We start from the raw sequence: 12,847 nt of genomic DNA on the forward strand, positions 1-12,847 counted from the left end.
TGAAGCCTATTCCTCAGCATCGGACGCCCGGTACAGCCGGTGCGCCTCTATGTAGTCAAGCACCGCGTCGGGTACCAGAAAGCGAACCGAACGCCCGTCGGCGAGTCGCTCGCGAATATGGGTGGCGGACACCTCCAGAGGCGTCTGCCAGATGAAACCGATGCGCCCCGCCGGCCCTTCGATGGCCTGCGGCACGCTCGCATTGCGCGCCGCGACCAGGTCGCGCAGCGCCTCGGGCGCCTCGCCCGGCGAATCCGGCCGCTGCAGCACCAGGATATGGCAGTGCTGCAGCAGTTCCTCCCAGCGATGCCAGGCGGGCAGCCCACAGAAGGCATCCCAACCCAGCAACAGGAAGAGCTGGTCGTCGCCGGCGATTTCCTCGCGCAGCGACTCCAGCGTTTCGATGGTCCACGACGGCCGCGCACGCCGCAGCTCGCGGTCATCCACCTGCAGCGGCGCGACATCCGCCACCGCCAGACGCACCATGGCCAGCCGATCCTCGGCCGACACCTGTGGCTGCGGACGGTGCGGCGGCCGGGCGCTGGGCACCAGGCGCAGCTCGTCCAGAGCCATCTGCTCGGCGACCTCCAGGGCCCCGCGCAAATGGCCGATATGCACGGGGTCGAAGGTACCGCCGAGGATACCGATCCGGCGCATCAGGTACGGATGTGCCCGTCGCCGAAGACCACGTACTTCTCGCTGGTCAGCCCTTCCAGGCCGACCGGCCCACGGGCGTGCAGCTTGTCGGTGGAGATGCCGATCTCCGCACCCAGGCCGTATTCGAAGCCGTCGGCGAAACGCGTCGAGGCGTTGACCATGACCGACGCCGAGTCCACTTCGGTGAGGAAACGCCGGGCGTCGCTGAAGTTCTCGCTGACGATCGCGTCGGTGTGCTGCGAGCCGTAGCGGTTGATGTGCTCGATGGCCGCGTCCAGGGAATCGACGACACGAATCGCCAGGATCGCTGCGTTGTATTCGGCGTACCAGTCGTCCTCGCTCGCTTCCAGCACCTCTTCGCCGAGCAGCGCGCGGGTCGCCGCGCAACCACGCAGCTCCACGCCCTTGTCGCGGTAGATGGCGGCCAGCGGCGGTAGCACGCGCCCGGCGATGTCGCGATGCACCAGCAGGGTTTCCATGGCGTTGCACGGCGAGTAGCGCTGGGTCTTGGCGTTGTCCGCCACCCGGATCGCCTTGTCGAGATCGGCGGCGACGTCGATGTAGACGTGGCAGACGCCGTCCAGGTGCTTGATCACCGGCACCTGGGCATCGCGGCTGATGCGTTCGATCAGGCCCTTGCCACCGCGCGGTACGATCACGTCGACGTACTCGGGCATCGTGATCAGCGCACCCACCGCCTCGCGGTCGGTGGTCTCGACCACCTGCACGGCGGAGGCCGGCAGGCCCGCTTCGGCCAGGCCGCTGGCGATGCAGGCGGCAATCGCCTGGTTGGAATGAATGGCCTCGGAGCCGCCGCGCAGAATGGTCGCGTTGCCCGACTTCAGGCACAGGCTGGCGGCATCGATGGTCACGTTCGGACGCGATTCGTAGATGATCCCCACCACGCCCAGAGGTACGCGCATCTTGCCGACCTGGATACCCGAGGGCTGGTAACGCATGTCACGGATCTCGCCGATCGGGTCGGCCAGCCCGGCGACCTGGCGCAGGCCTTCGATCATCGAGTCGATCACCTTGGGCGTCAGCGCCAGGCGATCCAGCATGGCCGGCGCCAGGCCGTTGGCACGGCCGTTCGCCAGGTCCTTCTCGTTCGCCTCGACCAGTGCTGGGCGCGCCGCGTCCAGCGCCTGCGCGGCGGCCAGCAGGGCGCGGTTCTTCTGCGCGGTGCTGGCTCGGGCGAGTTGGCGCGAAGCCTCGCGGGCGGCTTGGCCCAGGCGGGTCATGTAGTCGCGGACGGACTCGGTCATGGTCGGTGATCCGGATGGCAGAGAAAGCTGCCAAGTATACCGGCAGCCGCACGCGCCGCACAGCGCCGCACCCGCCTGCGCGCCAGGCGGTGTTCAGCTTCAGCGTCGCGTAAGGTTGAAAGAAAAGCCGGAGGTTATGATGACGCAACCTCTCGCAGCGGGATTCACCCTTGCCCAGCACTTCGCTTCCCTGGCCCGGCGCCCGCCCGCTTGGTCCTGAATTCTTCGACGACGATGCCTGCAGCCTGGCCAGACGCCTGCTGGGCAAGATCCTGCGACGCTACCAGGACGGCCTCTGGCTGTCGGCGCGCATCATCGAGACCGAGGCCTACTACCTGGCGGAAAAAGGCAGCCATGCCTCGCTCGGCTACACCCATAACCGTCGCGCGCTGTTCGGCCCCGGCGGGACGATCTACATGTACTACGCGCGCGGTGGCGACAGCCTCAACGTCGGCGCCCGCGGCGAAGGCAACGCGGTGCTGATCAAGTCCGCCCTGACCTGGCAGGACGCCGTCTCCGGCCCGGACAGCCTGGCGCGCATGCAGGCCAACAACCCCCGCGCCGATGGCTCGCCGCGTCCGCCCGAGCGCCTCTGCGCCGGCCAGACGCTGTTGTGCAAATCCCTCGGCCTGAAAGTGCCGGAGTGGAACGCCCGCACCTTCGACCCCGGCCAGTTCTTCATCGAGGACCTCGGCGCCGCGCCAGAGGCGGTGATCTGCTGCCCCCGCCTGGGCATTCCCATAGGCCGCGACGAGCACCTGCCCTACCGTTTCGTGGAATATCCGCACGCCCGCCACTGCACACGCAACCCGTTGCGTCGCGGGCAGGTCGAAGGCCGCGACTATCGAGTGTTGGATACCCCATGAGTGAATGGATCAACCTGTTGCAGACCTGGCTGGCGGCGCATCCGCAGTGGCTCGGCCTGGCCATCTTCCTCATCGCTGCCGGCGAATGCCTGGCCATCGTCGGCCTGTTGGTGCCGGGCACCCTGGCGCTGTTCGCGGTCTGCGCGCTGGCCGGCGCCGGTCCGCTCGGCCTGGGCACCACCCTGGCGCTGGGCTATGCCGGCGGGCTCTGTGGCGACTTGCTCTCCTATGCCCTGGGGCGACGCTTCCACCAGAACATCCGGCGCCTGCCGGGACTGCGCAGCCACCCCGAGTGGTTGGTCGGCGCCGAATTGCACTTCGCCCGCTACGGCAGTGCCAGCCTCTTGGTAGGGCGCTTCATTGGTCCGTTGCGCCCGATGCTGCCGATGGTCGCCGGCATGCTCGACATGCCCGCGCCGCGCTTCGTCCTGGTCAGCCTGCTGGCGTCCGCCGGCTGGGCGGTGGCCTACCTGCTGCCCGGCTGGGCCACCGGCGCCGCGCTGCGCCTGCCGCTACCCGCCGACTTCTGGCCGGAGGCCGCTGTGGTCTGCGCCGTACTGGCCTTGCTGCTGGGCAGCCTCATCTGGCTCTGCCTGCGTCGCTGGGCGGCGCTTCCCTGGCTCGCCGCCGGGCTCTGCGCACTGGCGTTCACCGCGCTCGCCCTGGGCCTGCCGCATCTGCAGGCTCTCGACCTCGGTCTGTTGCAGGTGATCCAGGAGCAGCGCAGCCCGGCCCACGACCGCTTCCTGATGGCGGTTACCCGCCTGGGTGATTTCGAGGTGCAGTTGGCGGTCGCCGCCCTGCTCTGCACCCTGCTGCTGGTACTGCGCCAGTGGCGTGCGCTGGCCTTCGCCGTCATCGCCCTGCTCGGCACCGCCTGCGGCAACCGCCTGCTCAAGGAAAGCTTCGCCCGCGCCCGCCCGGAAGTCCTGCTCGAACCGCTGCACACCTACAGTTTCCCCAGCGGCCACGCCTCCGCCTCCTTCGCCCTCTGCCTGACCTTCGGTATTCTCGCCGGCCGCGGGCAGCCACCACGCCTGCGCCTGACCTGGCTGCTGCTGGCCGGCCTGCCGGCGCTCTGGATCGCCCTGTCACGGGTCTACCTGGGCGTGCACTGGACCACTGACGTCATCGGCGGCGCACTGCTCGCCAGCGGCGTCTGCGCCCTGGCACTGGGCCTGCTGCAACGCAGCGCAGGCGGCCTCCCGGCGCTGCCGCGACGGGCCTGGTGGCTGATTCTGCCCCTCTGCCTGCTGCTAGTGGGCGGCTATGCCGCCTGGGGGTTGCCCAGCGTGTGGATGCAGTATCGCTACTAGCTCGCCTACTCCTGCAACTCGCCAAGCAGCTCCTGGATGCGCTCCAGGCGCTGCCCCGGCTCGCTCATCGCCAGTAGCTGCAACTTGTCCTCGGGGCTGAACGGAAGCAGGTAGGCCAGGCGGTCGGCCAGGGCGCGCTGGCCCTGCACCTGCAGCGGCATCTCCAGCGCGGCGACCAGCGGGTGCTCACCCAACGTCTGCAGCAAGGCCAGCAGATCAGCGTGTTCGGGCTGCAAGGGACGCTCGACCGGCTCGCTCAACCAGTCCACCTCGGCCAGGGTCGATTGGTCCGCCAGCACCTCGGCGCGGTTCACTCGAAAGCGCCGTCCGCCTTCCACGCGGATGCCCAGCAGGCCGTTGGGACGCTGTTGCCAGTCGCGGATCAGCGCCTCGCAGCCCAGGGCGGCGAAGTGGCTGACGGCTTCGCCGACCTCCTCACCCTCCAGAATGCAGACCACGCCGAAGCCCTGCTCGCGGCGCAGGCATTGGCTGATCATGTCCAGGTAGCGCGGCTCGAAGATCTGCAGGTCGAGCATGCAGCCGGGATAGAGCACGGTATGCAACGGGAACAGGGGCAGACTCATTCTCACCTCATCCGATCAGGGCCACCGCCAGCGGCAGCAGCACGGCGCTGGCCACGCCCATCAGACTCATCGACAGCGCGGCGAAGGCGCCCGCCTCCTCGCTGTCCTGCAGGGCGCGCGCGGTGCCCACCGCATGCGCCGTCACGCCCAGCGCAACGCCCTGGGCCGCTGGATGGGAGACGCCACAGCGACGCAGCAGTTCCGGCCCGAGTATCGCCCCGAGGATGCCGGTGATCATCACGAAAACAGCAGCGAGCGCCGCTACGCCACCGATCTGCTCGGCCACCAGCATGGCGATCGGCGAGGTCACCGACTTGGGCAACATCGTCGCCAGCACCATCGGCTCGGCACCGAAGAGCCAGGCCAGGGCCACGCCACAGCCGCTGGCGAAGGCACCGCCCAGGCCCAGGCTGATGACGATCGGCCAGAACAGCAGGCGAATACGCCGCAGGTTGACGAACAGCGGCACCGCCAACGCCACCGTGGCCGGCCCGAGCAGCACGCTGAGCAGACTGACGCTGGCCCGATAATGGTCGTAGTCGATACCGAAGGCCAACAGCACGCCGATCACCAGCAACATCGAGACCAGCACCGGCTGCAGGAACACCCAGCGGGTGCGTTCGTAACCCGCCAGCGCCAACTGGTAGGCCGCCAGGGTGACGCCCACCCCGAACAGCGGATGCTCCGCCACCGCCTGCCAGGCACCGTGCCAGTCCGGGCTCACGAGGACGCTCCGCGGCGGCGCGCCTGGCGCTCGATGAGTTTCTGCATCAGCACCCCGGTGAAGGCCAGCGACAGCAACAGCGAAAGCAGCAAGGCCCCGGCAATCGCCCAGAAGTCCTCGGCGATAGGCGAAACGTAGGCCATCACCCCAACCGCCGGCGGCACCAGGATCAGCGGCAGGTAGCGCAGCAGGCTGCCGGCGGCCAGACTCAGCGGCTCGCCGACCTCACCCCGCAGCAACAGAAAGGCGAACAACAATACCAGGCCTACGATGGGCCCAGGCAGCATCGGCAACAGCAGCACGTTGAGCGCGGTACCGAGCAATTGAAACAGGATCAGCCAAGTCAGGCCTCGGAGCAGCATGCGTCCCTCCTCATGCGAACCCCGGCATTATAGGCAGGCCCTGGGGCATACTGCGCTGCTCTCCCGTTCGCCGGACCCCGCGCATGTCCCGTCTCCTACTGATTGCCCTCTTCCTGCCCCTGCTCGCCTGCGGCCAACCCGACGCGCCCGCCGACGCAAGCGCAGCGCTGCGCTGGGACGGAGCCGACGGCAGCCACTACCAGGACCAGTTCCGCGACGGTCAGTTCAACGGGCTGGGCGTCCTTGAGCGGGCAGACGGCAGTCGCCACGAAGGGCACTTCGCCAACGGGCAGCCCAACGGCCTGGGCGTGCGCATCGACGCCAGCGGAGAGCGTCTTGCCGGCCGCTTTGAGAACGGCCTGCTGCAGGGGCAGGGCCGCTACCTGAGTCCCGAGGGCGACCGCTATGACGGCGGCTTCCTCGACGACCAGTTCGCCGGCGAAGGCGTCTATACCAGCGCCGATGGCGAGCGCTGGAGCGGCACCTTCGCCAAGGGCACACTGCAAGGCCCGGGCGAACACCAGGACCTCGACGGCAATCGCTATCAGGGCGCCTTCGTCGACTGGCAATACGACGGCGAAGGTCGCCTGCAGCGCAGCGACGGCGGCGTCTACCAGGGGCACTTCAAAGCCGGTCGTTTCGAGGGCGAGGGCGTGCTGACGACCGCTGACGGCACCCGCGAGGCCGGCCTGTGGCGCGACGGCAGGCGCTGGCAGGACGAACACGGCCAGCGCCTGGCCGACCCGCTGGAACTGGCCCTGCTCGACCAGGGCCGCCTGCTGGAGGCGCAGCTGCAGGCGCTGCCTCGCTCCACGTCGGCGGTCGAGCTGTATGCCCTGACGCTGGCCGGCGACGGTCGCCAGAGCGTCTTCATGCGCGAGGCGGACTACGTCGCCGATCTGCTGCGCACGGACTTCGCCGCGCGCGGGGAGATCCGCCTGGTGAACCATCGCGAGCACCTCGCCGACCGCCCCCTGGCCACCCGCGAGAGCCTCGCCCGCAGCCTGCGGGCACTGGCCGAACGCAGCGGCCCGGAAGACCTCATTTTCATCTACCTGACCAGCCACGGCGGCCACGACCACACCCTGAGCCTCTCCCAACCCGGCCTGGACCTGCTCGACCTGGATGCCCGCGAGCTGCCGCAGATGCTCGCCGTGCTGGGCGAACGACGGCGCATCCTGGTAGTTTCCGCCTGCTATTCCGGCGGCTTCATCACTCCCTTGAAGGACGACGAGAAGACCCTGGTGATCACCGCGGCGAGTGCCGACCGGGTGTCCTTCGGCTGCTCCGAAGAAGCCGACTTCACCTATTTCGGCCGCGCCTTCTTCGCCGAAGCCCTGCAGCAGACCGGCGACCTGGCCAAGGCCTACCGCCTGGCCAGCGCCCGCATCGCTGACCGCGAACGCGCCGAAGGCTTCGCCGCCTCGCAACCGCAGATGCAGGTCGCGCAGGACGTACTGCGCGCCTGGGACGACTACCGCAAGACCCTTGCCGCGCCTTGAAACACTCCGCGGGGATCATCCCCCCGCGACGTTGTCCATAATGCAGGTGTCCGCAGAAGGAGTTCGCCATGCACCATACGCCCCAGCGCATTCTCGTCGCCGGCGCCACCGGTCTCACCGGCGGCCAACTGCTCGACCGCCTGCTCGGCGAACCCTGCGTGAACCAGGTCATCGCGCCGACCCGTCGCGCGCTGCCGCCCCATGCGCGCCTGGACAACCCGGTCGGCGAACTCTCGCAGACCCTGCCGACCCTGCAGGGTCCGCTCGACATCGCCTTCAGTTGCCTGGGCAGCACCCTCAAGCGCGCCGGTTCCGAGGAGGCCTTCCGCGCCGTCGACCTGGAGCTGGTGCTGGAGGTCGGCCGCCGGGCGCTGCAACTGGGCGCACGGCATTACCTGGTGGTCAGCGCACTGGGCGCGGACTCCGGCTCACGGCTGTTCTACAACCGCGTCAAGGGCGAGATGGAGGAGGAACTGCAGGCGCAGGGCTGGCCGCAGCTGACCCTGGTGCGTCCGTCCCTGCTGCTGGGCAGCCGCGAGGAGTTCCGCCTCGGCGAGCGCCTGGCCGCACCGCTGATGCAGTGGCTCCCCGGCAAATGGCGGGCCATCGGCGCCTGCGAGCTGGCACATGCCCTGTGGCGCCTGGCCCTGGAGGAAGACCACGGCCTGCGCATCGTCGAGTCGGACGAACTCGCCGAACTGGGGCGCTGAGAGCACGCCTGGCCCTCGCCTCCCGCGCACCGCATAATCGGGTGCTGAGTACCGCACCGGGAGAGCCCCATGAGTCTCGAATCCGTCCGCGCCTTCTTCGCCGAGCAGGCGCCGGACCTGGAGATCATCGAACTGCAGACCAGCACCGCCACCGTGGCGCTGGCCGCCGAAGCCCACGGCGTGGAGCCGGGACGCATCGCCAAGACCCTGGCCTTTCGCGTAGGTGAGCGCGAGTTGCTGCTGGTCGCCCGCGGCGACGCGCGCATCGACAACCGCAAGATGAAGGAGGCCTTCGGCGGCAAGGCGAAGATGCTCGACGCCGAGACCGTGGTCGCGCTGACCAGTCACCCGGTCGGCGGCGTCTGCCCGTTCGGTCTGGCCAGCCCGCTGCCGGTCTATCTGGATCGCTCGCTGCAAGTCTTCGATGAAGTGCTGCCCGCCGCCGGCGACGTACACACTGCCGTACGCCTGGCACCGCGGCGCATTGCCGAGTTGGTCGACGGCGAGTGGGTCGACGTCTGCCAGGCACTGGAGGCCGAGGCATGAGTGCGCCCGTGACCCTGCTGGTGCGCTACACCCTGTCCGCCGAGTCGCTCGCACGCCTGGCGGAGCATTTCGAGGTGCTCTATGCGCCGGACGCTGCGAGCCTCGCGCAGGCTGTCGAGGAACGCGCGGCGGACGTGCGTGCGATGCTCACCATCGGTCCGATCGGCCTCTCCGCCGAACTGATCGACGCGCTGCCGGCGCTGGAGTTCGTCGCCGCCCTCGGCGTGGGTTACGAGAACATCGACCGGGTCGCCTGCCGTGCCCGCGGCATCGCCGTGAGCAACGGGGCCGGCAGCAACGCACCCAGCGTCGCCGACCACGCCATGGCCTTGCTGCTGGCCATCGTGCGCGACCTGCGCAACCTCGACCGGCTGTGCCGCCAGGGCGTCTGGCGCGATGTGCTCGGCGACATGCAGGGCATCGGCGGCCTGCGCCTGGGGCTGCTCGGCATGGGCGCGATCGGCCAGGCCATGGCGCGCCGCGCCGAGGCCTTCGACATGCAGGTGGCCTACCACAGCCGCAGCCCGCGCGCGGACAGCCCCCACCGCCACGTCGGCGATCTGCTGGAACTGGCGCGCTGGAGCGACTGCCTGCTGGTGGCGATCCCCGGTGGAGCGAACGCCCATCACCTGGTCGATGCGCGGGTACTCGAGGCCTTGGGCCGCGACGGCTACCTGATCAACGTCGCACGCGGCAGCGTGGTGGATACCGCCGCCCTCGCCGATGCCCTGCGCAACCAGCGCCTGGCCGGCGCGGCGCTGGACGTCTACGAGAGCGAGCCCGAGCCACCCCGCGAGCTGATCGAGCTGGACAACCTGATCATCACCCCGCACGTGGCTGCACGTTCACCGCAGGCGGTTCAGGCCTCGCTGACGCAGTTTCTGGAGAACGCCCGCCGCCACTTCGCCGGCGAGCCGTTGCTGCATCCTGTAACGGACTAGTGTCGCGACACTAATTCCCGCCCTGCACACCGAAGCCGATGTGCAGCGCTGCCGCCAGGGAGAACGGCAGCAGCAGGGTATCCAGCAGCGCGCTGGCCGGCAGGTCCAGGCCCGGGCGGGACGGCGCTTCGGCACCGAAGCGTTCCTTCGCGCAACAACCGCCGTGCATCGCATAGAGGTCCAGGCGCGTGCCGGCGTAGACCAGCGGCGCGCCTGGCTTGGCCGCATCCAGGGTGCGCACGCTGGCGCAACCGCTGAGCAGCGCGCAACACAGCAGCGCCACGGCGCGTTTCATTCCTCACCTCCCAGGTGATGCTCGCCCCAGCGCGGCAGCATGTCCTGGGGAATCTCCAGCAGGTTGAGAATCCGCGCGACGACGAAGTCGACCAGGTCGTCGAGGGTCTGCGGCTGGTGATAGAAGCCCGGCGACGCCGGCAGGATGATCGCGCCGAGGTTGGAGAGCTTGAGCATGTTCTCCAGGTGGATGCTCGAGTACGGCGCCTCGCGCGGCACCAGGATCAACTTGCGGCGCTCCTTGAGGGCCACGTCGGCGGCGCGCTCGATCAGGTTGTTGCTGGCGCCGCAGGCGATCGCCGAGAGCGTACCGGTGGAACAGGGCACCACCACCATCGCCGTCGGCGCGCCGGAACCGGAGGCCGGCGGGGCCATCCAGTCTTCCTTGGCGAACACGCGGATCTGCCCAGGCGCGGCGCCGGTGTATTCGGTGAGGAACGCCTGCATCGCCTGGGGCTTGGCCGGCAGTTGCACGTCGGTCTCGGTGGCCATCACCAGTTGCGCGGCCTTGGAGATGAGAAAATGCACCTCGCGCTCTTCCTGCACCAGGCAGTCGAGCAGGCGCAGGCCGTAGGGCGCGCCGGAGGCGCCGGTCATCGCCAGGGTGATGCGTTCGGGTCCGCTCATGCGTGCGTCCTCAGCGTGCGGCCAGGGCCGCAGCGAGCTTGCCGTGCAAGCCGCCGAAGCCGCCATTGCTCATGATCACCACCTGGCAGCCGGGTTTCGCGGCGGCGAGTACCCGTTCGATGATCGCCTCCAGCGAGTCGCAGACCTGCGCCGGCACCGGGCAGGCCGCCGCCGTACCGGCCAGGTCCCAGCCCAGGTTCGGCGGCGCGTACCAGAGCACCTCGTCGGCACTCACCACCGAGGCCGGCAGGCCGTCGCGGTGGGCGCCGAGCTTCATCGAGTTGGAGCGTGGCTCGATGATGGCGATCACCTGGGCCTCGCCGACGCGCTTGCGCAGGCCGTCGAGGGTCGTCGCGATGGCCGTCGGGTGGTGGGCGAAGTCGTCATAGACGGTGATGCCATCGACCTCGGCGACCTTTTCCATGCGGCGCTTGACGCTCTTGAAGGCGCTCAGCGCGGCGCAGCCCTGCTCCGGCAGCACGCCGACATGGCGCGCGGCGGCCAGGGTCGCCAGGGCGTTGGCGACGTTGTGCGCGCCGGTCAGCTCCCAGCGCACCTCGCCCTGCACCCGGCCTTCGAAGATCACCGCGAAGTGCGAGCCATCCTCGGCGAGCAGGCGCACCTGCCAGTCGCCGTCCTCGCCGGTGGTCTGCACCGGGGTCCAGCAGCCCATTTCCAGCACCCGCGCCAGCGCGTCTTCGCCTTCGGGGCGGATGATCAGGCCGCTGCCCGGCACGGTACGCACCAGGTGGTGGAACTGTCGCTCAATGGCGGCGAGGTCCGGGAAGATGTCCGCGTGATCGAATTCCAGGTTGTTGAGGATCGCCGTGCGCGGGCGGTAGTGGACGAACTTGCTGCGCTTGTCGAAGAAGGCGCTGTCGTACTCGTCCGCCTCGACCACGAAGAAGTCAGTGCCGCCCAGGCGCGCCGAGATGCCGAAGTTCTGCGGCACCCCGCCGATCAGGAAGCCCGGGCTCATGCCCGCGTGCTCCAGCACCCAGGCGAGCATGCTGGTGGTGGTGGTCTTGCCGTGGGTGCCGGCGACGCCGAGCACCCAGCGCCCCTGCAGCACGTGGTCGGCCAGCCATTGCGGGCCGGAGACGTAGGGCAGCCCGCGATCGAGCACGTATTCCACCGCCGGGTTGCCGCGCGACAGCGCATTGCCGATCACCACCAGGTCCGGGGCCGGGTCCAGGTGGGCGGGCGCGTAGCCCTGCAGCAGTTCGATGCCCTGGGCTTCGAGCTGGGTGCTCATCGGCGGATAGACGTTGGCATCGGAGCCGGTGACCCGGTGCCCGAGTTCCTTGGCCAGCACCGCCAGCGAGCCCATGAAGGTGCCGCAGATGCCGAGGATGTGAATATGCATGGATACCTCTGCAGACGGCCCGGCCAGGGCCGGGCGAATGGGCCGCAGATTAGCACAGGCCGGCGCTTGCACCCGCCCTCCGACGCCCCGTAAGGTGCGCGAAACGCTCCGTGGGTAACCTTCCGTCCATGTGGTCCTTCAGCGCCTGGCGCCGCCGTCGCCTGCTCGCCCGCAACGCCCTCGACTCCGCGCTATGGGCCAGCGTCTGCGCGCGCCTGCCGATACTCGACGGCCTCGATGCGCAGGAGCTGCAGCGCCTGGCCGAGGGCTGCGTACTGTTCCTCCATGGCAAGCGCCTGACCGCCCTGGGCGGACTGCAACTGGACGACGAGGCGCGGGTCATGCTCGCCGCGCAGGCCTGCCTGCCGCTGCTGCATCTGCCGGAGGCCGATTGGTACCGCGGCTTCCACGAGCTGGTGCTGTATCCCGGCGACTTCCTCAGTCCGCAGCGTTACCGCGATGACGCCGGCGTCGAACACGTCTGGGACGACGCCCGCAGCGGCGAAGCCTGGCAACAGGGGCCGGTGATCCTGGCCTGGCCCGGCGTTGCCGAGAGCGGCGGCTGGGCGGGCTACAACCTGGTCATCCACGAACTGGCGCACAAGCTGGACATGCTCGACGGCGATGCCAACGGCCTGCCACCGCTGCATCACGACATGCGCGTGAAGGACTGGGCCGATGCCCTGCAGGGCGCCTATGACGACCTCAATCGCCAGCTCGATGCCGATCCCGACGCGCAGACCGCCATCGATCCCTACGCTGCGGAGAACCCCGCGGAATTCTTCGCCGTCACCAGCGAATACTTCTTCAGCGCCCCCGACCTGCTCGCCGCCGCCTATCCACAGGTCTACCGGCAACTCGCGCTGTTCTACCGCCAGGACCCGCTCACCCGCCTGCAATCCAACCCACCCGCGCACCCCACGTAGGATGGGACGAGGAGCGCAGCGACGATTCCCATCGCGCCCACGCCATGCCCTCCCCCGGGAACCCAGCCAGCCAAGCACAGGTCGCATGCGCCGACCAAGGTCGAAGTCGCTCGCGGTAGCCGCATCCCGCGCGAAGCGCCTATAATCCCGCCACTTTTTTC

15 protein-coding genes are annotated in these 12,847 nt (G+C 69.2%); 7 read left to right on the top strand and 8 right to left on the bottom strand.

Annotated features, from left to right (window positions below):
- Window positions 1-6: 6 nt before the first annotated feature.
- Both nadD and ACYRGX_RS21795 read right to left on the bottom strand, forming a co-directional pair.
- On the bottom strand, window positions 7-660 hold the full coding sequence (gene nadD, locus ACYRGX_RS21790; RefSeq protein ID WP_473056754.1) for a nicotinate-nucleotide adenylyltransferase: 654 nt from the start codon (window positions 658-660) through the stop codon (window positions 7-9).
- Window positions 657-1,922 (bottom strand): glutamate-5-semialdehyde dehydrogenase, encoded by a 1,266-nt coding sequence (locus ACYRGX_RS21795; protein WP_473054505.1) that lies wholly within the window; start codon window positions 1,920-1,922, stop codon window positions 657-659. The genes nadD and ACYRGX_RS21795 overlap by 4 nt, the downstream gene beginning before the upstream one ends.
- Before the next feature lie 170 nt (window positions 1,923-2,092).
- Here ACYRGX_RS21795 and ACYRGX_RS21800 point away from each other — a divergent pair, with 170 nt between their 5' ends.
- Window positions 2,093-2,788 carry a DNA-3-methyladenine glycosylase gene (locus ACYRGX_RS21800; RefSeq protein WP_473054506.1) on the top strand — a complete coding sequence of 232 codons (696 nt, stop codon included), beginning with the start codon at window positions 2,093-2,095 and terminating at the stop codon, window positions 2,786-2,788.
- A complete protein-coding gene (locus tag ACYRGX_RS21805; RefSeq protein ID WP_473054507.1) occupies window positions 2,785-4,104 on the top strand; it encodes a bifunctional DedA family/phosphatase PAP2 family protein in 1,320 nt (439 codons plus the stop codon). Before ACYRGX_RS21800 ends, ACYRGX_RS21805 begins: the two co-directional genes overlap by 4 nt.
- A gap of 5 nt (window positions 4,105-4,109) precedes the next feature.
- Here ACYRGX_RS21805 and ACYRGX_RS21810 read toward each other — a convergent pair whose 3' ends face one another.
- From ACYRGX_RS21810 to ACYRGX_RS21820, 3 genes are read right to left on the bottom strand one after another with little or no spacing between them, the layout of a single operon-like run.
- Complete coding sequence (locus tag ACYRGX_RS21810; RefSeq protein ID WP_473054508.1) at window positions 4,110-4,688, bottom strand: LON peptidase substrate-binding domain-containing protein; 579 nt, start codon at window positions 4,686-4,688, stop codon at window positions 4,110-4,112.
- 7 nt (window positions 4,689-4,695) lie between these two features.
- Window positions 4,696-5,412, bottom strand: a complete 717-nt coding sequence (locus tag ACYRGX_RS21815) for an LrgB family protein (RefSeq protein WP_473054509.1) — start codon at window positions 5,410-5,412, stop codon at window positions 4,696-4,698.
- Window positions 5,409-5,774 (bottom strand): CidA/LrgA family protein, encoded by a 366-nt coding sequence (locus ACYRGX_RS21820; RefSeq protein WP_473054510.1) that lies wholly within the window; start codon window positions 5,772-5,774, stop codon window positions 5,409-5,411. The genes ACYRGX_RS21815 and ACYRGX_RS21820 overlap by 4 nt, the downstream gene beginning before the upstream one ends.
- An 83-nt stretch (window positions 5,775-5,857) precedes the next feature.
- Here ACYRGX_RS21820 and ACYRGX_RS21825 point away from each other — a divergent pair, with 83 nt between their 5' ends.
- The 4 genes from ACYRGX_RS21825 to ACYRGX_RS21840 all read left to right on the top strand — a co-directional run bounded on the left by ACYRGX_RS21825 (window position 5,858) and on the right by ACYRGX_RS21840 (window position 9,473).
- Window positions 5,858-7,276, top strand: a complete 1,419-nt coding sequence (locus tag ACYRGX_RS21825) for a C13 family peptidase (RefSeq protein ID WP_473054511.1) — start codon at window positions 5,858-5,860, stop codon at window positions 7,274-7,276.
- A gap of 68 nt (window positions 7,277-7,344) precedes the next feature.
- On the top strand, window positions 7,345-7,986 hold the full coding sequence (locus ACYRGX_RS21830) for a Rossmann-fold NAD(P)-binding domain-containing protein (protein ID WP_473054512.1): 642 nt from the start codon (window positions 7,345-7,347) through the stop codon (window positions 7,984-7,986).
- A gap of 69 nt (window positions 7,987-8,055) precedes the next feature.
- Window positions 8,056-8,532: a YbaK/EbsC family protein gene (locus tag ACYRGX_RS21835; RefSeq protein WP_473054513.1), complete on the top strand. Its 477-nt coding sequence runs from the start codon at window positions 8,056-8,058 to the stop codon at window positions 8,530-8,532.
- A complete protein-coding gene (locus ACYRGX_RS21840; RefSeq protein WP_473054514.1) occupies window positions 8,529-9,473 on the top strand; it encodes a 2-hydroxyacid dehydrogenase in 945 nt (314 codons plus the stop codon). The genes ACYRGX_RS21835 and ACYRGX_RS21840 overlap by 4 nt, the downstream gene beginning before the upstream one ends.
- 10 nt (window positions 9,474-9,483) lie before the next feature.
- Here the strand turns inward: ACYRGX_RS21840 and ACYRGX_RS21845 are convergent, their stop codons facing one another.
- The 3 genes from ACYRGX_RS21845 to mpl are packed head-to-tail and all read right to left on the bottom strand — an operon-like array spanning window position 9,484 to window position 11,760.
- A complete protein-coding gene (locus tag ACYRGX_RS21845) occupies window positions 9,484-9,768 on the bottom strand; it encodes a YceK/YidQ family lipoprotein (RefSeq protein WP_473054515.1) in 285 nt (94 codons plus the stop codon).
- A complete protein-coding gene (gene ubiX, locus ACYRGX_RS21850; protein ID WP_473054516.1) occupies window positions 9,765-10,394 on the bottom strand; it encodes a flavin prenyltransferase UbiX in 630 nt (209 codons plus the stop codon). The genes ACYRGX_RS21845 and ubiX overlap by 4 nt, the downstream gene beginning before the upstream one ends.
- A gap of 10 nt (window positions 10,395-10,404) precedes the next feature.
- Window positions 10,405-11,760 carry a UDP-N-acetylmuramate:L-alanyl-gamma-D-glutamyl-meso-diaminopimelate ligase gene (mpl, locus tag ACYRGX_RS21855; protein WP_473054517.1) on the bottom strand — a complete coding sequence of 452 codons (1,356 nt, stop codon included), beginning with the start codon at window positions 11,758-11,760 and terminating at the stop codon, window positions 10,405-10,407.
- A 128-nt stretch (window positions 11,761-11,888) separates the two neighbouring features.
- On the opposite strand from mpl, the gene ACYRGX_RS21860 reads away from it, so the two are divergent.
- Window positions 11,889-12,686, top strand: coding sequence for a M90 family metallopeptidase (locus ACYRGX_RS21860; RefSeq protein WP_473056755.1), 798 nt, complete (start codon window positions 11,889-11,891; stop codon window positions 12,684-12,686).
- The last annotated feature ends 161 nt before the right edge of the window (window positions 12,687-12,847 follow it).

It is taken from the genome of Pseudomonas sp. R4-15 (assembly GCF_055768815.1).

Excerpts from the sequence above, each read along its gene's own strand:
- ACYRGX_RS21795 (WP_473054505.1), bottom strand. The coding sequence starts at position 1,922 with ATGACCGAGTCCGTCCGCGACTACATGACCCGCCTGGGCCAAGCCGCC.
- ACYRGX_RS21805 (WP_473054507.1), top strand. The coding sequence starts at position 2,785 with ATGAGTGAATGGATCAACCTGTTGCAGACCTGGCTGGCGGCGCATCCG.
- ACYRGX_RS21810 (WP_473054508.1), bottom strand. The coding sequence starts at position 4,688 with ATGAGTCTGCCCCTGTTCCCGTTGCATACCGTGCTCTATCCCGGCTGC.
- ACYRGX_RS21820 (WP_473054510.1), bottom strand. The coding sequence starts at position 5,774 with ATGCTGCTCCGAGGCCTGACTTGGCTGATCCTGTTTCAATTGCTCGGT.
- ACYRGX_RS21825 (WP_473054511.1), top strand. The coding sequence starts at position 5,858 with ATGTCCCGTCTCCTACTGATTGCCCTCTTCCTGCCCCTGCTCGCCTGC.
- ACYRGX_RS21830 (WP_473054512.1), top strand. The coding sequence starts at position 7,345 with ATGCACCATACGCCCCAGCGCATTCTCGTCGCCGGCGCCACCGGTCTC.
- ACYRGX_RS21835 (WP_473054513.1), top strand. The coding sequence starts at position 8,056 with ATGAGTCTCGAATCCGTCCGCGCCTTCTTCGCCGAGCAGGCGCCGGAC.
- ACYRGX_RS21840 (WP_473054514.1), top strand. The coding sequence starts at position 8,529 with ATGAGTGCGCCCGTGACCCTGCTGGTGCGCTACACCCTGTCCGCCGAG.
- ACYRGX_RS21845 (WP_473054515.1), bottom strand. The coding sequence starts at position 9,768 with ATGAAACGCGCCGTGGCGCTGCTGTGTTGCGCGCTGCTCAGCGGTTGC.
- ubiX (WP_473054516.1), bottom strand. The coding sequence starts at position 10,394 with ATGAGCGGACCCGAACGCATCACCCTGGCGATGACCGGCGCCTCCGGC.
- mpl (WP_473054517.1), bottom strand. The coding sequence starts at position 11,760 with ATGCATATTCACATCCTCGGCATCTGCGGCACCTTCATGGGCTCGCTG.
- ACYRGX_RS21860 (WP_473056755.1), top strand. The coding sequence starts at position 11,889 with ATGTGGTCCTTCAGCGCCTGGCGCCGCCGTCGCCTGCTCGCCCGCAAC.